This is a genomic window from Phreatobacter aquaticus, assembly GCF_005160265.1.
In the GTDB taxonomy this organism is placed as follows: Bacteria; Pseudomonadota; Alphaproteobacteria; order Rhizobiales; family Phreatobacteraceae; genus Phreatobacter; species Phreatobacter aquaticus.
On sequence record NZ_CP039865.1, the window covers coordinates 71,729 to 92,758 of the forward strand.

17 protein-coding genes are annotated in these 21,030 nt (G+C 66.4%); 6 read left to right on the plus strand and 11 right to left on the minus strand.

Translation table 11 applies throughout. The annotated features are described in order from the left end of the window. Positions 1 to 45: 45 nt before the first annotated feature. The 3 genes from E8L99_RS00345 to E8L99_RS00355 are packed head-to-tail and all read right to left on the minus strand — an operon-like array spanning position 46 to position 2,584. The gene (locus E8L99_RS00345) at positions 46 to 357 is read right to left on the minus strand and encodes a Zn-ribbon domain-containing OB-fold protein (RefSeq protein WP_137097690.1); all 312 of its coding nucleotides are present in this window, start codon (positions 355 to 357) and stop codon (positions 46 to 48) included. Then, positions 354 to 1,490 carry a thiolase family protein gene (locus tag E8L99_RS00350; RefSeq protein ID WP_137097691.1) on the minus strand — a complete coding sequence of 379 codons (1,137 nt, stop codon included), beginning with the start codon at positions 1,488 to 1,490 and terminating at the stop codon, positions 354 to 356. Before E8L99_RS00350 ends, E8L99_RS00345 begins: the two co-directional genes overlap by 4 nt. Positions 1,491 to 1,498: 8 nt before the next feature. Next, positions 1,499 to 2,584, minus strand: coding sequence for an alcohol dehydrogenase (locus E8L99_RS00355; protein ID WP_137097692.1), 1,086 nt, complete (start codon positions 2,582 to 2,584; stop codon positions 1,499 to 1,501). A 234-nt stretch (positions 2,585 to 2,818) separates the two neighbouring features. On the opposite strand from E8L99_RS00355, the gene phnX reads away from it, so the two are divergent. Next, the gene (gene phnX / locus E8L99_RS00360) at positions 2,819 to 3,619 is read left to right on the plus strand and encodes a phosphonoacetaldehyde hydrolase (protein ID WP_137097693.1); all 801 of its coding nucleotides are present in this window, start codon (positions 2,819 to 2,821) and stop codon (positions 3,617 to 3,619) included. A 5-nt stretch (positions 3,620 to 3,624) separates the two neighbouring features. On the opposite strand, the gene hpxZ is transcribed toward phnX, so the two are convergent. The 5 genes from hpxZ to E8L99_RS00385 form a co-directional block, all read right to left on the minus strand. After that, positions 3,625 to 4,014: an oxalurate catabolism protein HpxZ gene (gene hpxZ / locus E8L99_RS00365; protein ID WP_137097694.1), complete on the minus strand. Its 390-nt coding sequence runs from the start codon at positions 4,012 to 4,014 to the stop codon at positions 3,625 to 3,627. A gap of 5 nt (positions 4,015 to 4,019) precedes the next feature. Further along, complete coding sequence (locus E8L99_RS00370) at positions 4,020 to 5,423, minus strand: AtzE family amidohydrolase (RefSeq protein ID WP_137097695.1); 1,404 nt, start codon at positions 5,421 to 5,423, stop codon at positions 4,020 to 4,022. Between the two features lie 2 nt (positions 5,424 to 5,425). Then, a complete protein-coding gene (locus tag E8L99_RS00375; protein WP_137097696.1) occupies positions 5,426 to 5,623 on the minus strand; it encodes a DUF4089 domain-containing protein in 198 nt (65 codons plus the stop codon). A gap of 128 nt (positions 5,624 to 5,751) precedes the next feature. Continuing rightward, positions 5,752 to 6,999 (minus strand): phosphoglycerate dehydrogenase, encoded by a 1,248-nt coding sequence (gene serA, locus E8L99_RS00380; RefSeq protein WP_137097697.1) that lies wholly within the window; start codon positions 6,997 to 6,999, stop codon positions 5,752 to 5,754. A 159-nt stretch (positions 7,000 to 7,158) separates the two neighbouring features. After that, complete coding sequence (locus tag E8L99_RS00385) at positions 7,159 to 7,602, minus strand: MerR family transcriptional regulator (RefSeq protein ID WP_137097698.1); 444 nt, start codon at positions 7,600 to 7,602, stop codon at positions 7,159 to 7,161. Positions 7,603 to 7,987: 385 nt separating this feature from the next. Here E8L99_RS00385 and E8L99_RS00390 point away from each other — a divergent pair, with 385 nt between their 5' ends. From E8L99_RS00390 to E8L99_RS00400, 3 genes are all read left to right on the plus strand, one after another. After that, the gene (locus E8L99_RS00390) at positions 7,988 to 11,503 is read left to right on the plus strand and encodes a tetratricopeptide repeat protein (RefSeq protein ID WP_137097699.1); all 3,516 of its coding nucleotides are present in this window, start codon (positions 7,988 to 7,990) and stop codon (positions 11,501 to 11,503) included. A gap of 101 nt (positions 11,504 to 11,604) precedes the next feature. Next, positions 11,605 to 14,802, plus strand: coding sequence for a bifunctional cytochrome P450/NADPH--P450 reductase (locus E8L99_RS00395; protein WP_137097700.1), 3,198 nt, complete (start codon positions 11,605 to 11,607; stop codon positions 14,800 to 14,802). Positions 14,803 to 14,919: 117 nt separating this feature from the next. Then, on the plus strand, positions 14,920 to 15,453 hold the full coding sequence (locus tag E8L99_RS00400; RefSeq protein WP_137097701.1) for a GNAT family N-acetyltransferase: 534 nt from the start codon (positions 14,920 to 14,922) through the stop codon (positions 15,451 to 15,453). Between the two features lie 102 nt (positions 15,454 to 15,555). On the opposite strand, the gene E8L99_RS00405 is transcribed toward E8L99_RS00400, so the two are convergent. Continuing rightward, positions 15,556 to 16,065, minus strand: a complete 510-nt coding sequence (locus E8L99_RS00405; RefSeq protein WP_137097702.1) for a hypothetical protein — start codon at positions 16,063 to 16,065, stop codon at positions 15,556 to 15,558. A 258-nt stretch (positions 16,066 to 16,323) separates the two neighbouring features. Between E8L99_RS00405 and E8L99_RS00410 the strand changes: the two genes are divergently transcribed. Together E8L99_RS00410 and E8L99_RS00415 are read left to right on the plus strand one after the other, a co-directional pair. Then, positions 16,324 to 17,583, plus strand: coding sequence for a DUF445 domain-containing protein (locus E8L99_RS00410; RefSeq protein ID WP_137101873.1), 1,260 nt, complete (start codon positions 16,324 to 16,326; stop codon positions 17,581 to 17,583). 83 nt (positions 17,584 to 17,666) lie between these two features. Further along, positions 17,667 to 18,089 carry a phasin family protein gene (locus tag E8L99_RS00415; RefSeq protein WP_137097703.1) on the plus strand — a complete coding sequence of 141 codons (423 nt, stop codon included), beginning with the start codon at positions 17,667 to 17,669 and terminating at the stop codon, positions 18,087 to 18,089. 186 nt (positions 18,090 to 18,275) lie between these two features. On the opposite strand, the gene E8L99_RS00420 is transcribed toward E8L99_RS00415, so the two are convergent. Then, a complete protein-coding gene (locus tag E8L99_RS00420) occupies positions 18,276 to 19,052 on the minus strand; it encodes an esterase/lipase family protein (protein ID WP_137097704.1) in 777 nt (258 codons plus the stop codon). Positions 19,053 to 19,212: 160 nt separating this feature from the next. Next, positions 19,213 to 20,922 carry a WS/DGAT/MGAT family O-acyltransferase gene (locus tag E8L99_RS00425; protein ID WP_168201511.1) on the minus strand — a complete coding sequence of 570 codons (1,710 nt, stop codon included), beginning with the start codon at positions 20,920 to 20,922 and terminating at the stop codon, positions 19,213 to 19,215. Positions 20,923 to 21,030: the final 108 nt, after the last annotated feature.

The window sequence follows — 21,030 nt, forward strand, 5'->3', positions numbered from 1 at the left end:
TGCAACCTGCGGGATGGTCTGAGGCACCGCATTTTCGCCTGTGCGTCAAGCCCGCGATGCAAAGAGCAGACCGTCGCGCGCATGGACCAGCACCCGCATGCCGGTCGCAAGCTCGGTCGGCGCCCGCGCCATCACCCGCGCGCCCTCGTCAAGCGTGACCAGAGCGATGCCATAGCCGCTAGGAACGTCGAGCTCCGGCGTCGGCGCACGATGGACCACCGTCACCGACCAGACCGTGCCGTGTCCTTCCGCCTCGACCGGCTCGGGGTCGGCTTCGGCGCAGGCAGGGCAGAGCGCGCGGCGGAACTGCCAGTGATGGCCGCAGGACCTGCAACGGAACAAGGCAACGCCGCTCATGCCACCCGCTCCAGCACGAAGCCCACATGGCTGGAGAGAACCCCGCCATCGGCATGGCAATAGGCGAGCGGCGCATCCGCCACCTGCCGCGATCCGGCCTCGCCGCGCATCTGCCTGACCACCTCGACCACATGCGCCATGAACCCGGCAACGCCCGGATGGCCATAGGAGAGCAGACCGCCATGCAGGTTGAGCGGCAGCGGCCCGTCTTTTGCGAACAGGCCCTCGCGCGCGGCCCTCCCCGCTCCGCCGGGCGCCGCAAAGCCCAGCGCCTCGAGGAAGATCGCCAGCGTCGGCGTGAAACTGTCATAGAGGCCGAGCAGCCGCATATCGGCCGGCGTCCGCCCCGCGATGTCGAAGGCCTGGGCTGCGGCAATCTTCGCGCCGAGGCCGAGATCGTCGGGGATCTCCGACACATGCTGGTGCGTGTGGGCCTCGCCCCAGCCGGCGAGCCGGATCGCCGCCTTCGAAAGCGGCTCGACGGAGACGATCACGGCAGCACCGCCATCGCTGATCGGGCAGCAATCGCCGAACTTGAGCGGCGTCGAGACCGGCTTCGACGCCATCACGTCTTCGACCGTCAGCGGCTTTCTCAACTGCGCGCCAGGATGGTCCATCGCATGGCGGCGCATCAACACCGCAAGTTCCGCCAGTTCGGCTTCGGTCGCCCCGGTCTCGTGCAGATAGCGGGCGGCGAGCAGCGCATAGTAGGCCGGGATCGACGCGCCGAGCGGCACCTCATGCTCGGGATGGCCGACTGTCGCCAGAGCCTTCACGGAATCGTCGCGGCTCTGGCCGGTCAGCCGGTTCTCGCCGCCCAGAACAAGCACATGGCGACAGGCGCCCGCCGCAATCAGATGGCGTGCCAGCACGATGGCCATGGCGCCGGTTGCCCCACCGCATTGCGCCTGATGGGCATGGTGCGGGCGGATGCCGAGCCGCTCGCACATCACGGCCCCCATCATCAGGTGGGGATAGGTCATGGCGTACCCGGAGATCAGCCCGTCGATGGCATCGCGCGGCAGGCCGGAATCGGCGAGCGCATCCAGCGCCGCCTCCTCCATCAGGTCGACCGGCCCCTTGCCCGGATGCTTGCCGAAGGCGGTGAGCCCGACGCCGGTGAGATAGGCCATCGGCTCCGTCAGGCTTCCAACACGATGCGGCCGGCGACCTTGCCGGCGGCGAGATCGTCAAGCGCCTGATTGACCTGGTTCATCGGCCGCTTCTCGATCGGGATCGACGGCAGGTTCACCTTGCGGGCAAGCGCGATGAACTCCTTCAGCTCCTTGAGCGAACCGACATAGGAGCCGCGCACGGTCAGCGCACGCATCGGGAAGAATGGCAGCGCATAGCGCAACTCGCCGCCGTAAAGCCCGACCAGGATCACCACGCCGCCCTTGCGCACGGCATTGATCGCCAGCGCGGAGGTGTCCTCGCTGCCGACGAAATCGAGCGAAGCCGCGAGCTTGCCGTCAGCGAAGGCGGCAAGCTGCTTGGCGGCATCCGGCGCATTCGGATCCAGCGTCGCGGCAACGCCGATGGCCTCCGCCTGCTTGCGCTTCTCCGGCGAGGGATCGACCGCGATCACCGGTCCGACGCCCAGCGCCTTCAGGAGCTGGAGCGCCGTCTGGCCGAGACCGCCGCAGCCGAATACGGCAACCTTCTCGCCGTCACGGTGCGGCAGGATCTTCTGGATGGCCGAATAGATGGTGACGCCCGAACAGGCATAGGTCGCGGCCACCGCCGGATCGAGGCCGTCGACATCGACCAGGAATTTCTCGTCGGGCACCAGCACATGGTCGGCAAAGCCGCCGCGCGCCTGAACGCCGTGAAAGCGCGGTTTGGCGCAGAGGTTCTCATCGCCGGAGGCGCAGAGTTCGCATTCGCCGCAGCCGACCCATGTGTGGACCAGCCGCCGCTGCCCGGCCTTGACCGTCGTGACATCGGGGCCAACCGCCTCAACCGTACCGAGGATCTCATGGCCGAGGGTGAGCGGCAGCTTGAGGCCGCGCTGAACCAGATCGAGGCTCTTGCCACCGCCGATATTGTACTTGCCCTCGCGGATATGCAGGTCGGAATGGCAGACGCCGCAATGGGTCACCTTCATCAGCACTTCCCGGCCCTGCGGCACCGGACGCGCTTCTTCCGTCGGCACCAGCGCCTCGCAGGACACATTGAGACGCCAGGACGAGGTGGTCGCGGACTGGCTCTGGGCGAGGGCGGACATGGCGTTTTCCCTTGAAGGCTTGGTCGTTGATTGGCGGTCGGTTTGCCTGACCAGCCTGCTTGGCGCTGACGCTACCACGCGCCAGACAGCTGTAAACGCCCCGAACGGCCGATGGAGCCTTCCCGCTTAGCCGTCATGAGCGCGTCGCAGACATGGCCGACAGCCGGTGGCGAGATTGGAAGCGACGGGGTGACGGGCTAGGCTTGGCGCAACGCATCGCAATGGACATAGCCCATGCAGCTGAAAGCCGTGGTCTTCGACTGGGCCGGAACCATCATCGATTTCGGCTCAAGGGCGCCGATGGGCGTCTTCGTCGAGGCGTTCCGGCAGTTCGGAGTCGCGATATCGATCGCCGAAGCGCGCGGCCCTATGGGCCGGGCCAAACGCGACCATATCGCCACCCTGATGGCCGAACCGCGCATCGCGGCAGCCTGGCGCGAGACCCATGGCCATCTGCCGACCGAAGCCGATATCGACCGGCTCTATGACGTCTTCATTCCGCTGAATGTGAAGGTCGCGGCCGATTTCGCCGAACTGATCCCCGGCGCCGCCGACATCGTGGCCAAGCTCAGGGCGCGCGGGCTGAAGATCGGCTCGACCACCGGCTATACCCGCGAGATTATGGCGCCGATCCTGCCGCTGGCGGCGGCGCAAGGCTATGCGCCCGACAATCTCGTCTGCGCCGGCGACCTCGCCGAAGGCCGGCCGAGCCCGCTCATGATGTACCGCTGCTTCGCTGATCTCGGCGTCTATCCGCCGGCCTCCGTGGTCAAGGTGGACGATACGGTTCCCGGCATCGAGGAGGGCTTGGCTGCCGGCACCTGGACAGTCGGCATTGCCGCCTCCGGCAACGAGACAGGCCTGTCGCTGGCCGAATGGCAGGCCCTGTCGAAGCCAGAGCGCGAGCGGATCGTGGCCCCTGCCCGCGACAAGCTGGAAGCAGCCGGCGCCCATGTCGTCATCGACACGGTTGCCGATCTCCTGCCGGTCATCGAGAGCATCGACCGCCTGATGGCCGAGGGGGAAGCGCCCTAAGGCACTCAGCCCGTGGGCTGGACCAGGAAGCTGACGTGGGCGGCCACCACCCGCCAGCCCTCGGGCGTTCGCATCCAGGTCTGCATCTGACGACCGACCTTGCCCGGCGCCGACTGGCGGAAGAACAGCGTCGACGCCGTCGCCATGTCCTGCCCATAGGTCGTGATCACCGTGCGGTCGATCGTGCGCATCAATCCGACCGGCGAGCGCCCGGCGCGGAAGGCGGCGATCTCGTCATGGCCGTAGAGGTTCTCGGTAATGCCGTAGCGGATCGTCTGCGGGCTCACCCAGAACAGCGCATCGAGCGTCTCGACATCGTTGGAGGTCAGCGCCGTCTCGTAGCGCTGGAAGGCGGCGGTCACCTCGGCCAGCACGGCGGGGTCGTTGATGATCATGGGGATCAGGCTCCGAGATGGGCGACTTTGGATCGGACGAGGCCCTGGGCTTCGAGATGACCGGCGACACGCACCGCGATGTCCTCGCGCCAGGCGGCTGTGACAACCTGCACGCCGATCGGCAGGGCGGACCCTTCGAGCCAGACCGGCACCGTCATGACCGGGAGGCCAACGAAGGAGAAGGGCTGGGTATAGATGCCGAGATTGGCGCGCACCGGCAAGGTGACGCCATCGAGCTCGAACGTCTTCTGACCGATCAGCGGCGCGACCGTCGGCGTGGCAGGTGCCAGGATCACGTCCACGCCGGAGAACAGGCTCCGCATTGTTCCACGAAAGCTCTGCCTGAACCGCTGCGCCATGTTGACATAGGCTGCCGGCAGAAGGGCCCCGGCGAAGAACCGGTCGCGGGTATCGGGGTCGAAATCCTGCGGACGCTCGCGCAAGCGCTGCAGGTGCAGCGTGGCACCTTCCGAATTGGTGATCACATAGGCTGCGGCCCGGGCGCGGGCGGCATCGGGAATGTCGATCTCGCTTGCCGCCAGCGCCTTGGCGACCAGATCGACCGCCGCCAGCGCCTCGGGGCTCGCCCCCTGCCGGAAATAGCCGACCGCCTTGGCGACCTTCAGCCCACCGATCCCAGCAGAGACCTGGGGTGACAGCGGCTCGGCGGGGCGGTCCTGACAGGCGGGATCGTCGGCGTCGTAGCCCGACATCGCGTCATAGAAGGCCGCGCAATCGGCGGTGGAGCGGGCGAGCGGGCCCAGATGGTCGAAACTCGTCACAAACGGAAAGCTGCGCGCCCGCGACAGCCGGCCGAAGGTCGGCTTCAGACCGAACAGGCCGCAGAGCGAGGACGGCACCCGGATCGAACCATTGGTATCGGAGCCAAGCGTGACCGCGGCAAAGCCCGCGGCGGTCGCAGTCCCTGACCCGCCTGACGACCCCCCAGACATGCGCGAGGAATCATGCGGGTTGCGGGAGGGACCAAAATGGGCGTTTTCACCTGTGAAATCATAGGCATATTCGCCCATGTTGAGCGCCCCGAGCAGCACCGCGTCGGCGCTCGTCAGTCGCTCCACCAGAGTTGCATCCCGCGCGGCGGGCGGATCGTCGGCATTGATCTTCGAGCCGGCGAGCGTGGCGACCCCGGCAACGTCGAACAGGTTCTTCACCGCATAGGGCACACCGGCAAGCGGGCCGAGCGCCTCGCCAGCCGCACGTCTGGCATCGATGGCATCGGCCTGTTTCAGGGCGCGCGCCCGGGTGACCGACGTAAAGGCGCCCAGCATCAGATCGTGGCTGGCGATCCTGGCGAGATGCGCCTCGGTGACAGCCCGTGCCGTGAAGCGTCCGGAGCGGACGCCCTCGGCGATATCGGTGGCGGAGAGGCCGGCAAGCTGATCGGCCATGGTCACGCCTCGAACACGGGAGCAGCTTCGAGATGATCGGCGAGCCCTTCGCCCTCGCAGAGCCGCGCCAGGCGGATCGCGACCTGCAGGTTGAACACGACGGCAGGGCGCTGTTCGGGAAGGATCGTCAGACCCATGACCGGCGCCAGAGCATCGATCAGCCGTTCGGCATCGTCAGGTGAAACATCCGGCAGGGTCATGGCAGCTCCTGATCAGGTCTCCGCTCCAATCGTCATGCACATTTTTCCAGCACAATCGACGATAGTTTGCGGAATTGCATACGATCAGGCAAGTTCGAGGCCAGTCCGAAGACCCACCCTGATACCTCTCAGCCTCCACGATAGAGCAAACGGGCGCGAATCGTTCCGGGCAGATCCCGGATGTGATCGAGCAGTCCTTCGGCGTCCTCCACCGATCCGTCGGCGTCGAGGACGACATAACCGACATCGCCATCGGTCTGATAATATTGCGCGGCGATGTTGATGCTGCGGGCGGCGAACACGTCGTTCAGGCGCCGGAGTTCGCCCGGCAGATTGCGCTGCACCTGGATGAAGCGCGTGCCCGCGGGCCTGACCGGCAGCTGCACCTGCGGGAAGTTGACCGCGCCGGTCGTCGAACCTACGTCCGAATAATCGATGAACTTACGCGCGACCTCGGCACCGATGCGCTCCTGCGCCTCCTCGGTCGAGCCGCCGACATGCGGAGTGAGGATGACGTTGTCGAGGCCCTGCAGCGGGGTCACGAAGCGGTCGGCATTGGACGACGGCTCGACCGGGAAGACGTCGACGGCGGCGCCGCCGAGATGGCCGGCCTTCAGGGCGTCGGCGAGCGCGTCGAGGTCAAGGATGGTGCCGCGCGCATTGTTGATGAGATAGGCGCCCTTCTTCATGGCGGCGATCTGGGCGCGGCCAATCATGCCCTGCGTGCCCGGGGTCTCCGGCAGATGCAGCGAGACGACATCGGAGCGCGCGAGCAGGTCCGTCAGGTCGGCGGCCGGTTCGACATTGCCATGGCGCAGCTTGTCGGTGTGGTCGAAATAGATCACCCGCATGCCCATCGCTTCCGCGAGGACGGCGAGTTGGGATCCGATATTGCCATAGCCGACAATGCCCAGCGTCTTGCCGCGCAGTTCGAATGAGGCAACGGCCGACTTGTCCCAGGCGCCGTCATGCGCCTTGACGGATTTCGGGAAGATGCGGCGGAACAGCATGACGATCTCGGCGATCGTGAGCTCGGCCACACTGCGCGTGTTGGAGAAGGGCGCGTTGAAAACCGGGATTCCCGCGCGGTTTGCCGCCACCAGATCCACCTGATTGGTGCCGACCGAGAAACAGCCGATGGCGATCAACCGGTCGCTGGCTGCCAGAATCTCGGGCGTGATCTGCGACCGCGAGCGTATCCCAAGCAGGTGGACACCCCGCACAGCCTTGGCGAGCGAGGCTCCGTCCAGCGCCTTCGGCACCCGCTCGATCGACGTGTATCCGGCATGCTCCAGGATGCTCACTGCCGTGTCGGAAATGCCTTCCAGCAGGAGAATCTTGATGCGGTCTTTGGGGAGCGACAACGCGACGGACATGGCAGCCTCGAAAGGGCGGGAAAGCAGGACCCCGGCAATCGCAGGAACCGGCGTGCGCCGCAAGGGTTCGCATGACGGTCAGGCCGAGGCTGCCCGAAACGGAAAGCGCCGCACCCTGTAAGGGCGCGGCGCGCTATTGCTATCAGCCTGTCCGGAGGATCAGACCGAGCGATCGATCATCGCCGAGAGGGTCTCGTGCGTCCGCTTGAGCTCGAGGATCGCGTCCTCGATCTCGCGCCGCTGCTGTTCGAGATGGGCGATCTGCTCGATGCATTTCTCGCGCGAGAGCTTGAGCTGCTGGTCGGCGCCGGCGTCCTGACGCTCGTGAGCCTCCACCATCTCGGCGATCTCGGCGAGCGTGAAGCCCAGGCGCTTGCCCTTGAGAATCAGCTGCAGGCGAACCCGGTCAGCCGCGCTGTAAAGCCGGGCGAGGCCCTCGCGGCGCGGCGACAGCAGACCCTTGTCCTCGTAGAACCGCAGCGCGCGGAGCGTCACGTCGAACTCGCGCGCCAGATCCCCAATCGTGTAGACAGTCGGGCCGGTCTTGGCGGCTTCGACGTCGTCCTCGATCCAATAGACCTCGTTGTCGTTGTTCCGCGTCATCAACGTCTTCCGTTCCATACCTTGCTCCAGCCTCGCTCGCTGTGCGAACCCCGGCACCTGATCAAGCGCCTCATATAGACCATTCCGCCTTAAAATGGCAGTCCTACCTGCCCTTAGGGTACGTTACATGCCGTTAAGAACGCCCGAAACGTGCACGAGTGCAAGGATGATGCCCCGGCCGCAGGGATTCTGGCAACGCATTTCACCGCACTGCAGTTAACAAAAATCAAAGGCGTTAACCGTCCCTTTACCATGACGGCCAAGATTGCTGGCTGGACGATCGGCAAGGCTTGGATTCGCCTTGGGTGGGTCGAGCCGGGCGCCAGGTCTTCGCGAATTCGTCGTTGAGATCTCGTCCTGACAACCGCCAAGCGGATGGACCGTGATGCGACATACCGTTCCCTGGAGTGTGAAAGGCGTTGATCACGACGCCCGGGAGGCAGCCAAGGAGGCTGCCCGCCGCTCCGGAATGTCGCTTGGCGAATGGCTGAACACCATGATCGTCGATCGTGCCGATAGTGTGGACGCACCCGCAGACCTGTCGGCTGTGGCTCGCCGCCTCGACGGCCTCACCCAAAAGCTGGATGCCGTGACCCGGCGTGGCTCGGAGACGGCGATCCCTCGCGGTCATGCCGGCGGCGACACCAGCGAGATTGTCCGTGCCCTCGACGCCGTCGCGCGATTGGCCGAACTGTCGGAAAGGCGCTCGGCTGCTGCGATCGAGGCCATCGAACGCATGTCCGCGAGCAGCCCCACCGATACGCGCTCTCCCCTGCAGACGCGCCTTTCGTCGCCGCCACTGGCCCCCTCGATCGTCGCGGATCCAGGCCGTTCATCGACCCAGGCTCAGCTTGAGGAGATCGCCCGGTCCATCCGCGGCATCAATGATGGGCCGTTGTCCCCGCACGATGCGCCTGTCGCCCCGCGCCGCAAAGGCTTCAACCGGGACATCGAATCCGCTGTCGCCGAAATCGCCGCGCGTCAGCGCGCCCTTGACCTGCCCCGCGCCGAGGCTCCTGCAGCTGCGATGTCCGCGCCGGTCCGTCAGGCCGACTTCGGTCCCCTGGAGGAGCGCCTCGACTCGCTCAGCCGGCGGATGGACGCGATCCTCAATTCACAACTTCCTCGCGAAACGGTTCGCGACAGCGCGAATATTGCAGCCGAGATCGGACGGCTGTCGCAGCAGATCGACGCCATCGCCCGCCCCTCCGGCGACGGACTGGAGCGGGAAATCCGCACCCTCGCCACACGCATCGAAGCCATGCGCGCAGAGCTTGGCCAGCGCGAGCACGTCTCGGCCGGCCGGGCGATCGCCGAAGTGCGCGCCGACCTTGCCGAGATCAACCAGCGCATCGGCAGCCTTGCACCCCGTCAGTCGGTCGAGACGCTGGAATTCGAGATCCATTCGCTGGGCGAGCGGTTGGCCGATGTGCGCGCTCAAGGGATCCCGGCCGAAGGTCTGGAATGGCTGGTCGCCGAATTCGAGCGCACCGTCGCCGGACTGACGCCGGCTGAGGGCATTGCCGAGGAAGTCCGCGCGCTGTCGCGCAAGCTCGACTCCGCCGGCCGCTACGGCCTCGATGCAGCCGATGCCGGCGAGTTGATCGCAGAGACCCGCGCCATTCGCGGCATGCTGTCCGAGACGGCAAGCCGCAAGTCGGTGGAGGCGCTTGCCGATCAGGTCGCCATGCTTGGCGAGCGCATGGATGCGCTGGCCGCTGACCGGCCGGCCCCGCAGGGCGAACAATTGGCGGCAGCCCTCGAGGCCCGGATCGAACAGATCACGGCGCGCATCGAGAATGCTGCCCGCCAGGCAGCTCCCCCCGCCACCGTTGCCAGCAATCCGGAACTGGAAGACGCGCTCCGCCGTCTTGCCGACAAGCTGGACGGCTCGTCGAGCAGCGCCAGCGATCCCAAGGCACTGGCCGAGATCGAACGCCACATCGTGTCGCTGGCCGCCAAGATCGATGCCACCGACCAGCGCTTCACCCAGCTCGGCACGATCGAGCGGGGGCTGTCCGACCTGTTCGTGCAGATGGAAGAGATGCGCGCCAGCGCCATCGAGGCGGCTGAGCGCGCCGCGCGTGGCGCCGTGGCTGGTCGCGGCTCGCCCGATGTCGATGCACTGAAGCGCGAGATCGAGGATCTGCGTCACGGCCAGGCTGCCACTGAGCAAAGGGCCCAGGGCGCCGTCGATGCCGTTCAGGAAACGCTGGAGCGCGTCGCCAAGCGCATTGCAGAGATCGAAACGGCGCCTGTAGCCGCACAGGCTTCGATGGCAGCGCCTGTTTCCATGGTCGAGGCCGAGCCCGTCGTCGCCAGAACCGTGCGCATCGCACCGCGCGCCGAGGACCGCGTCCAGGCCCCAGCGCCTGCTCAGAAGTCCGCGGCGGAGGCTTCGGCCCCTCAGCGCGTTCCTGCGGCAGCCGCACCGCCACGCCCCACCGGGCAGGTCGATCAGCCACTGGAACCGGGCTCGGGCGCTCCGCGTCTTCGTCCGCCGGCGCCGGGTGCCGGCCAGGCGACGAGCAAGGGCGATTTCATCGCAGCCGCCCGCCGGGCTGCCCAGGCGGCGGCCGAGGCCAGCCAGTCGACACGTCCGGCCGGCAAGGACGGCGCCGACCAGTCTCCAAAAGCTTCGCTGTTCTCCCGCCTGCGTGGCGCCGGCAAGGCTCAGGCTGTTGAGCCGACCGTCGAGATCGAACCCGCTCCGCCGAAGGCCAGAAAGGCCCGCGAGGCGGCACCGGCCATCGTTGCCGGACCGGCGATCATCAGCCATGTCGCGGACGAAGCCGAGGCAGGCCCGTCACTTGGCGAGAAGCTTGCCGCCAACCGCAAGACCATCGTGATGGGGATCGGCGCGGCCTTGCTGGTGGTTGCCGCTGGCGCGTCGACGCTGTCCACCCTGCGCAACAATGCCAATCCGGCCAACCCGGAGATGCGCGTCCCGAGCGCGCCCCCCGAGGTGAGCGAGCCCCCGGCCGCCCCGCCTGCACCCGAAGTTCCGGCCCCCAGCGCCGCACCATCCTCCGCGCCTTCCAGCGCCACCCCGGATGCACCTCCGCAGCCGCCGGCACCGGGCTCGTCGCAGACCGATGACCAGGCGCCGCTGACCACCGGCTCGCTCCCGGGCGCAGCCCGTCCGATCGCCGCCGTGCCTCCGGGCACGACCGTCTCGCCGACAGGCTGGCAATCCGCCGCAGGCCGCCCCGCCGAACGGCCGCAGACGATCCCTCCTGCCCTTCGCGCAGCGGCCGACTCTGGCAATCCGGTCGCAGCCTATGACCTCGCGACCCGCTATCTCGAAGGGCGCGGCGTTCCCGTCAGCGCCACGGAAGCCGCGCGCTGGTACCAGCGCGCCGCCGATGCCGGCATCGCTCCCGCTCAATATCGCCTCGGCAGCCTTTACGAGAAGGGCACCGGCGTCGTCCGCGACCTCAACCGCGCCCGCACGCTCTATGAGCGCGCGGCGGAAGCCGGCAATGGCAAGGCCATGCACAATCTCGCGGTGATCTTCGCTCAGGGGCAGCAGGGTGACCGGCCGGATTATCGCACGGCCGCCAACTGGTTCCGCCGGGCCGCCAATCACGGCGTCACCGACAGCCAGTTCAACCTTGGCATCCTCTATGCCCGCGGCCTCGGCGTCGATCAGTCGCTGGCCGAGAGCTACAAGTGGTTCGCACTTGCCGCCAATGGCGGCGACCAGGATGCGGCCAAGAAGCGCGACGAAGTGGCGGGCCGCCTGGACGCGCAGACCATGGTCGCGGCCCGTCTTGCGGTGCAGACCTTCACCGCCCGGCCCGAGCCGGAAGCCGCCGTTCGGGTGGCCATGCCGGCCGATGGATGGGGCGAGCCGACCGCCCAGTCCACCCCGCGCCGCGCCCAGGCGACGCAGCGCTAACGCCGTCCGACCTCGCGGCGTCGCGACGGGCGGCGCTTGTCGGTTGACACCTTCCCCAGCGGACCCCTCAATGCCTCAAAAGCATTCTGGGGAAACGTCTGATGGCATCCGGCAATCCGCTCGCGCCTATCCCGCATCCGCCGAAGAAGCCGGTGATCGGCAACATGCTGACGGTGGACAGCGACATGCCGCTGCAAAGCCTGATGCAGCTCACCCGCGAGCAGGGCCCGATCTTCTGGCTCGACATGATGGGCACGCCGCTGGTGGTGGCCTCGGGCGCAGCCCTGGTGGACGAACTCTGCGACGAGAAGCGCTTCGACAAGGCGGTGCGCGGCTCGCTGCGCCGCATTCGCGCCATTGGCGGCGACGGGCTGTTCACCGGCGACACCCAGGAGGCCAACTGGTCGAAGGCCCACAACATCCTGCTGCCCACCTTCTCGCAGCGTGCCATGGTCAATTACCTGCCCATGATGCTGGATGTCGCCTCCCAGCTCTGCCTCAAATGGGAGCGCATGAACGCCGACGACGAGATCGATGTCGTCCACGACATGACCGCGCTGGCCCTCGATACGATCGGGCTCTGTGGCTTCGACTACCGGTTCAACTCGTTCTACCGGCGCGACTACCACCCCTTCATCGACGCGCTCACCCGGACGCTCGAGACCTGCATGATGCAGCGCGGCCTGCCGTTCGAGAGCGTCCTGCTGCGCAGCCGTCTGGCGCAGATGAAGGACGATGTCGACTTCATGAACAAGCTGGTCGACGACATCATCCGCGAGCGGCGGCGCGGCGGCCACGGCACCGAGCAGAACGACCTCTTGAACTACATGCTGGCCGGCGTCGACAAGCAGACCGGCGAGAGCCTGTCGGATGAGAACATCCGCTACCAGATCAACACGTTCCTGATCGCCGGCCACGAGACGACATCGGGGCTGCTCTCGTTCACGCTCTATTTCCTGCTGAACCATCCAGACGTGCTGGCCAAGGCGACCGAAGAGGTCGACCGGGTGCTTGGCAACGACATCAACCTCCAGCCGACCTATGCCCAGGTGAATCAGCTCACCTACGTTTCACAGGTTCTGAAGGAGGCGCTACGCCTCTGGCCGACCGCGCCCGCCTTCGGACTTTATCCCTACAAGGACGAGGTGATTGGCGGGCAATATCCGCTGAAGTCGAAGACCTTCGTCACCGCGCTGACGCTGATGCTGCACCGCGACCCCTCTGTCTGGGGCTCCGACCCCGAGGCCTTCAATCCCGATCACTTCTCCCGCGAGGCGGAAGCCGAGCGGCCGGTCAACGCCTACAAGCCGTTCGGCAACGGCCAGCGGGCCTGCATCGGGCGGCAATTCGCGATGCAGGAGGCCGTCCTGGTGCTCGGCATGATCCTGCAGCGTTTCCAGCTCTTCGACCACACGAAGTACCAGCTGAAGATCAAGGAGACGCTGTCGATCAAGCCTGACGGCTTCAAGATCAAGGCCCGGCCGCGGCCAGGCCGCACGCGCGGTACCATGATCGCAGCCGCCGGCGCGCCCGGTGCGGCCAGCGCGGTTGCAGCGTCGACGACGCCGAAGCACGGCACGAAATTGGCAGTCCTCTACGGCTCCAACCTCGGCGCCACGGAGGAAATCGCCCGCGCCATCGCGGAAGCGGGCGAGCGCAACGGTTTCGACGTGACCCTGGCCGATCTCGACGACTTTGCCGGCAGGCTGCCGCGCGACGGCGCCGTTGTCATCGCCTGCGCGTCCTACAACGGCAGCGCACCCGACAATGCCGCCCGCTTCGTGCAATGGCTGAACGAGGCCGGTGGCTCAGATCTGCTCGCAGGTGTGAACTATGCCGTGTTCGGCTGCGGCAATCGCGACTGGGCCTCGACCTATCAGGTCGTTCCGCGCCAGATCGACGAGCGGCTAGCAGCACTTGGCGCCCGCCGCATCATCGAGCGCGCCGAGGGCGATGCGCGCGAGGATATGGACAGTCAGTTCCAGGACTGGCTTGGCAAACTCTATCCAGCCGTCGTCACGGCGCTCAACCTCGACATCGACCTCTCGGGTGCCGACAGGGCCGAGCCGCTCTATGCGGTCGAGACGATCGAGCCGGCGGCCACCAATGCGGCTGCGGCCGGCACCCACACGCTTGCGATCACCGCAAACCGCGAGCTTCAGACCTCGCCCGAGCGCTCAACCCGCCATATCGAGGTCAGTTTGCCGGCCGGCGTCACCTATCGCCCCGGCGACCATCTGAGCGTCGTGCCATCGAACGGCGAGGCACTGGTTGGCCGGGTGATCCGGCATTTCGGCTTCAGGGCCGACGCCCACATTCGCCTGTCGGCCCAGGGTGGTCGCCGGGCCGCACTGCCGGTCGACCAGCCGATCGCGCTCGCCGACTTGCTCGCCCATCACGTGGAGCTTCAGGCGGTTGCCACCCGCAAGCAGGTGCAGACGCTGGCCGAACACACGCGCTGCCCGATGACGCGGCCGAAACTCCAGGCGCTGGCGAGCGAAGCCGAACCTGGTGGCTATCGCAGCGAGATCTGGCTGAAACGCCGATCCGTTCTGGACCTTCTGGAAGCTCACCCCGCCTGTGAGCTGCCCTTCGCGGTGTTCATCGAGATGATGCCGCTGATGGCACCACGCTACTATTCGATCTCATCCTCACCGCTCGCATCGCCGGACAAGGCCAGCATCACCGTTGGCGTCGTTCGGGGCCCGGCCCGCTCGGGCCAGGGCGAGTTTGCGGGCACCTGCTCGACCTATCTCGCTGGCCAAACTGTCGGCGGGACCATCCAGGCCGCTATTCGCGAAACCAAGGCGGGCTTCCACCTGCCCGAAAGCCCGGCAACCCCCATCATCATGATCGGTCCCGGCACGGGCTTGGCCCCGTTCCGGGGCTTCTGCCTCGAGCGGCAGGCCCTCAAGGCACAAGGTGAAACGCTCGGGCCAGCCATGCTGTTCTTCGGCTGCCGCCATCCCGACCAGGACTTCATCTATCGCTCCGAACTGGAAGGCTTCGCCCGCGACGGCATCGCTGACCTGAAAGTCGCCTTCTCCCGTGACGGGGCCACCCGCACCTATGTACAGGATCTGGTGCGAGCCGAACGCGCCAGGGTCTGGGCGATGATCGAGGCCGGCGCGGTGATCTTCGTCTGCGGCGATGGCAGCCGGATGGAACCCGACGTCAAGCGTGCTCTCGTCGATCTCTATTGCGACGAGAAGGAGGTGTCGCTGGAGGAGGGCGAGGCCTGGATCGAGCGCATGGGCCGGGACAACCGCTATGTCCTCGATGTCTGGGCATCCAGTTGAGCCATCAGCCCTTAACGTTGATGCTGCACTGCGGTTGACATTCATGCTGCAACGCACAATATCTCGTGTCTAGGGAATCGACGCCCTCGGGGAAACTTGTCCACGAGGAGACCGACCATGGCACGAGCCACCAATGCGCTCGGCACCTTCCGCGAGCTGTCCCCCGAGGACCAGCTTCTGTACCGCGATCATCTGATCCGGCTCGATGCCGAAACGCGCCGCGACCGCTTCAACGGTATCGCCGACGACGCGTTCATCGAGCGCTATTCCGCGCGCTGCTTCACCGGCCGCACGCGCCTCTTCGCCTATGTCGACGGGAGCGGCCAGATCCGCGGCTGCGCCGAGATCCATCCGCCGAGCCGTACGACACCCGCCGACATCGCCTTCTCTGTCGAGCCTGAATTCCGGCGCCGGGGGATCGCGTCTGAGCTGTTCGAGGCGATCATCGTGGCCGCCGGTGCCCAGCGCATCCGCACGCTCAGGATCACCTCCGGCGCGCAGAACGCCGCGATGCGGGCGCTCGCCCGCAAGTTTGGCGCGAGCTTCACCTATGATGCCGGAGAGGCAACCGGCTTGCTGTCGGTGCCCGCCTCAAGCGCGAAACCGCGCCGCTTCCCGGCAGATCAGGTTCAACGTCTCACGGCAGCCTGATCAGCCTGCAGCGGCGACCATCACGCCGCCCCACCATACAAGAAGGCCCGCCATGATGGCGGGCCTTCTGCATTGTGGGGAACGGTGGTCAGGCCTGGTGGATCAGGCGGCCTTGCCGAACGAGCCGAACTTGCCGACCTCGGCCTGAAGCGACTTCGCACCGTCGGTCGCGACCTGGCGGACGGTGTTGAAAGCGTCCTGCGCGCGGGTCAGGTTCGTCTGGCCGAGTTCGCGGAGATAGGCGACGTAGCGCTCGCCGGCATCCTTCGGGCTGGACGCATCGGCGATCGACTGGACGGCGCCGAGCGTCAGGGTGACATTGGCAATGGTCGCATCGATGAGGCCGCGCGACACGCTGGCGCCGGCGCCGACGACGGCAACCAGGGCCTTCTCGACGGTGGCGGTGGCATTCAGAACGCTGGTCTCGGCATCGGCAACACGGACCTTGGCGGTCTCGGCATTGCGCTTGACGAAGTCACGGGCGGCGGTCGGAACCTGCAGCTTCTCCTGAGCGCCCTTCAGCGTCTCGAGAATCTGGGCAACCGGCGCGAAAGCGGTGGTCTCGGCCTTCGGGGCCTCGGCGGCTTTGGTCTTGGCGGTCTTCTCGGTCATTGTCGTCTCCATCCTCTTGAGAGCTATGGTTCGCCACGTCCAATAGCGGCCCGCGGCGAGCAGGGCCTTTATGGCACAGATTATTGTGCAGTGCAACATATTTGATTTGTGCGACGCACAATAACGCACGGCGAGCGCTTGCGGCCTTTTTGTTCGGCCCCGGCGGTCTTATGTCAGCCGCCAGACATTCTGCGGACAGGACCCATGACCCATCAGGATCAGCGACCGCCGTCATTCGCACGTCACGATGGCGGCACGATGACCGACCGAGACCGCGACAAGTTGGCCGGCCTGCGCAAGGCCAAGGTCGTGGCGACCAGCCTGCTGGTCGGGTCTGTATCGCTGATGGTGGTCTCCAAGCTGCTCGAGGCGCGCTATCCCGCCTTCGGCTATGTCGCCGCATTCGCGGAAGCCGCAACGATCGGCGGCCTTGCCGACTGGTACGCGGTGGTCGCACTGTTCAAGCGGCCGATGGGCCTGCCGATCCCGCACACCGCGATCATCCAGCAGAACCAGGGCCGCATTGCCGACAGCCTCGGCGAGTTCGTCGAGACGAACTTCCTCGCACCGGAGCCGGTGGCCGCCAAGCTGCGCGAAGTCGACTTTGCGAGCCTCATCTCGGAATGGCTCTCGGACCCCGCCAAGAGCGGCTCGCTCTCCCGCTTCGTGCTGAAGCTGGTACCGCAAGCCATGGCGAGCATGGACAATTCCCGCCTCAAGGACTTCGTCTCCGAGCGCCTGATGGAGCAGGTTGGCGGTCTGAAGATCGCGCCCATCGCCGCCCAGCTCCTGTCGGCGGTTACCGCCGACGGGCGCCACCAGAAGCTGCTCGACCAGTTGCTCGGCGCCATCGAGACCATCCTGACCGACCAGGCGGCGCTCGATGGCATCCGCGACAAGATCCGCCAGGAACTGCCCTCGCTGTTCAAGCTGTTCCAGGCCGATGCCTATCTCCTGAAGAAGATCATCGCCTCCACAGGCTCATTCCTCGACGACGTGCGCGGCGATCCCGACCATGCGCTGCGCCGCGAGTTCGACCGGTTCGTCCAGGCCTTCATCATCAATCTGCGCGACAGCCCCGACTATGCCGAGCGCGCCGAGAAGCTGAAGCGCGACCTGCTGGGCCGCCAGGAGGTGCGCGGGCTTGCCCAGGAGATGTGGAAGAGCCTCACGGCCTTCCTGGAACGGGATGCCCAGTCGCCGGAATCCCGCATCGAGGCGCATCTCGCCGGCCTGCTCACCGATATCGGCCGCAAGCTCGCCACCGACGAGCGCATGAGCCGCGAGATCAACCAGGGCTTCGTCGTGGCACTCTCCGCCTTCGTCGAGCAGCAGAAGAGCAGCGCCTCCACCTTCATCGCTGACCAGGTCAAGTCCTGGGACATGCAGCAGATGATCCGCCTGATGGAGCTCAACATCGGCCGCGACCTGCAATACATCCGGCTGAACGGCACCCTGATCGGTGGCCTCGCCGGCCTCGTCCTTCACGTGATCGAGGTGCTCTTTCGGCTCGCTTGAAACAATCCTGTCGTCTGAATAGGGTTGAACAGGGCACGGCGGGGCGCGTGGGCTCCCCGGCCGGTCCGCGCGGAGAAGCGACAATGACGCAGACGCCTCAATCGATCATCGACATGTTCACCAAGATGGGCCAGGACCTGAAGATTCCCAGCGTCGATCTTGAGAAGATCGTCTCGCACCACCGCAAGAACCTGGAGGCGCTCAGCGCCTCGACCAAGGCGGCAGCCGAGGGCGCGACCGCCTTCGCATCCAAGCAGCGCGAGCTGATCGAGGCCGCGATGAAGGACATCCAGGCCGCGGCCCAGGGCTTCAAGATGCCGGGCAGCCCGCAGGAAGCCATGCAGGCCCAGGCCGAATTCGCCAAGAAGGCGATGGAAGCCGCGATCAAGAACACCAAGGACATGGCCGAGCTGGTGCAGAAGTCCAACCAGGACGCCATGAAGATCATCCAGGACCGGATGAAGGAAAGCTTCGAGGAGATCCGCGCCAGCTTCACCAAGAAGTAGGCGCAAAGGGCCGATTGCCCACACGCCAGCACCGCAATCGACGTCATGGCCGGGCTTGTCCCGGCCATCCACGTCTTGAGGGTGCCAAGGCGGTGCAGAAGGCAAGTCGTGGATGCTCGCCACAAGGGCGGGCATGACGAACTGTCGAAGGCCGGCTCGTCACGACCGCCAGTATCGAACCGATCGTCACACCGGCCTGGCGGGATCCGGATAGACCAGCTTGCGCCAGCCGGTGCGGTCGAACGGCGTGAACGAGCCCTCGGGCTGCGCCAGCCGGTCGGCGACCGCATAGACGGCCGACGGGTTATGACCCAGCCCGCAATGGCTGCCCTTGACCTCGATGTTCTCGGCAAGCGGGCCCGGCTCTTCCATGCAGCATTGCCAGGCGCAGACGCCATCGGTGCGGCTGTAGATCGCCGTCGTCGGCATGGGGGGCGTAGCGGCAATGTCGCCGCCCATATGGTTGTCGCGGGCATCCACCTTGTGCCCGGACGTGAACTCGTAGACGCGCCAGGCATTGGTCGCCCGCGGGTCGCCGGCGAACGGACTGCCAAGCGTGATCACCGAGCGCACCAGATCCGGCAGCGCCTTGGCAAGCTGGCGCGCATAGATGCCGCCGAGGCTCCAGCCGACGAGGCTCACCTTGCGGCCATGCTTGTCGGCCAGTTCCTTGACGCGATCGACCATCCGCCGCTCGAAGCCCGGCAGAAGCCCGTAATTGCGGCCAAGGTCCCAGCCATAGGCCTCGTAGCCCTGCCCCGACAGGAAGGTCCGCAAGGGTCCGGTCGACCGGTCCGAGGTGATGAGGCCGGGCAGGACCAGAACCGGATGGCCGTCGCCGCGCGGTGCGGTCGACATCAGCGGATAGGCCGCGACAAAGGCGGCGAGTTCAGGGATCGCGCGGCCCTCGAGGAGCAGCAGGGTCTTGGAAGGGGGCGGCAATGTCGCCGATGCCGATGCCATGCTGTTTCCTCTCGTCTGGTGCCGGTAACCTCGGGGGTCCCGGCTTGGCGCAGCTCTGAATCAAGAGCTGGCGCACACAGGAGAACACCGAAGGCCGATCTTCACAAGCCTGCGCAACGCCTCAACAGATGGGGATGTTCCAGGCGCGGCGCCATTTGCCTCATCTCGCAGCGGCTTTCGGCGCACGGGTCTTGACCGATGCCGCCTTGGCCGATGCCGCCTTGGCTGAGGCGGGTTTGGCCGCCGGTGCCGTCGCCACACGGGCCTTGGCCGCTCCGGCCTTCGGTTTGGCTGAGGGCTTGGCAGCCTTGGCCGCAACCGGCTTCTGCGCGGCCTTGCCATCCGCGGCCGTAGCAGCCCTGTCCTTTGCCGGCTCTTGACTTGGAGCCGGAGAGGCCTCCACATTTTTGTGTGGCGCAGCGGCCGCCATTTTGGCCACCACCGCCGTCTTCAACTCGGCCAGCGCCTCGGCCAGATGATCGGCGAGCCGCCCCATATCGGGCACGGCCTTGGCGCAGCCGGTCAGCCCGAAATCGAGATGATCCAGATAGCTCTGGACCGTGAAGTTCAGCCCCACGCCATGGGTCGGGATCGACACCGGATAGAGCGCCGATATTTTAGCACCAGCGCAGTAGAGGGGGAAATTCGGTCCGGCCGTGTTGGAAATCACCACGTTGACACCCATCGGCACGAGGTCGGCGAGCCCCGACTTGCCGAACAGTTTCATTAGCCCCGGCAGCAGCAGAGGCGCGCCGATCATCGTGAAGTCCTTGGGCGCGGCACTCTTGGCGGTGCCGGCGATCGACTTCGATGTGTTCGATGTCCTGCGGATCGAGGCCAGCCGTTCCAGCGGATCGGCAATATCGGTCGCCAGCGGGCAGTTCATGCCGAAGACCTGATTGTTGATCTCGGTATTACCGGCTTCCCGGAGCGAGATCGGCACGAAGGCGATGAGCGGCGTCTTCGGCAGTTTCTTGCGGGCGAGGAGATAACGACGGAGCGCGCCCGAACATATCCCCATCACCACGTCGTTGATCTTGGCGCCCGTCGCCTTGGCGATGAGCTTGGCATCCGCCAGCGGCAGCGACCGCGCGGCATAGGCGCGCTGGCCCGTGATGGTGACGTTGAAGGGCGTCTTCGGCGGCACGAAGGACGGCAATTGAGCACCGCCAGACGTCGTCTTGGGCTCATCCGCAGCAGGAGCTTTCCCGGAACCAGCCGGAGACAGGGCTCCGGCGACCGAGGTGATCAGCTCAGCGCCGGCCGCCAGCATGTTGAGATGCTGACGCATCAGATTGCCGACGAGATCGTTCAATCCGGTCAGCGCCCGCTCGGCCTGGCTCGGCTTCGGCGGCAGGGCCCTGGGCTCCGGCGGCTCGACGACCCGTGGCACCTCGGTGACATCATAAAGCGCCTTTGTGATGACCATGCCGGCTCCGCCATCGACCGCGGCATGGTGCACCTTGGAATAGAGCGCGAGGCGCCCATCGGCGAGGCCTTCGATCACGGTGAACTGCCAGAGCGGCTTGGACCGGTCGAGCAGGACCGAATGCAGCTCGCCGACCTTGGCCTCGAGCTGGTCGAACGAGCCCGGCCCATCCAGCACCACCTGGCGCACGTGATAGGCGAAATCGACGTCGGCGGTATCGACCCAGCCGGGATGGTCGAGATCGAGGAGCGTGCGGGCGAGCTTCTTGGAGAAGATCGGAATGAGATGGATGCGCGTCTTCAGGAAGGCGGTGAAATGGTCGTGAAACGACCCCGTCATGCCCTTCGGACGGTCATAGAGCGTCAGCCCCGCCACATGCATGGGGGTCTCGGGCGTCTCCATGTAGAGAAAGGTCGCGTCGATGCCGCTGAGCTGCTTCATGCACGCCTCCCTGGAGACGATCCTCTCGCGCCCTGGGCAAGGCGGGGGATCCTTGGACGACATTGAACGCTCTCGCGACCAGATCTGGCAAGCCCTGGGCTGCAGCGG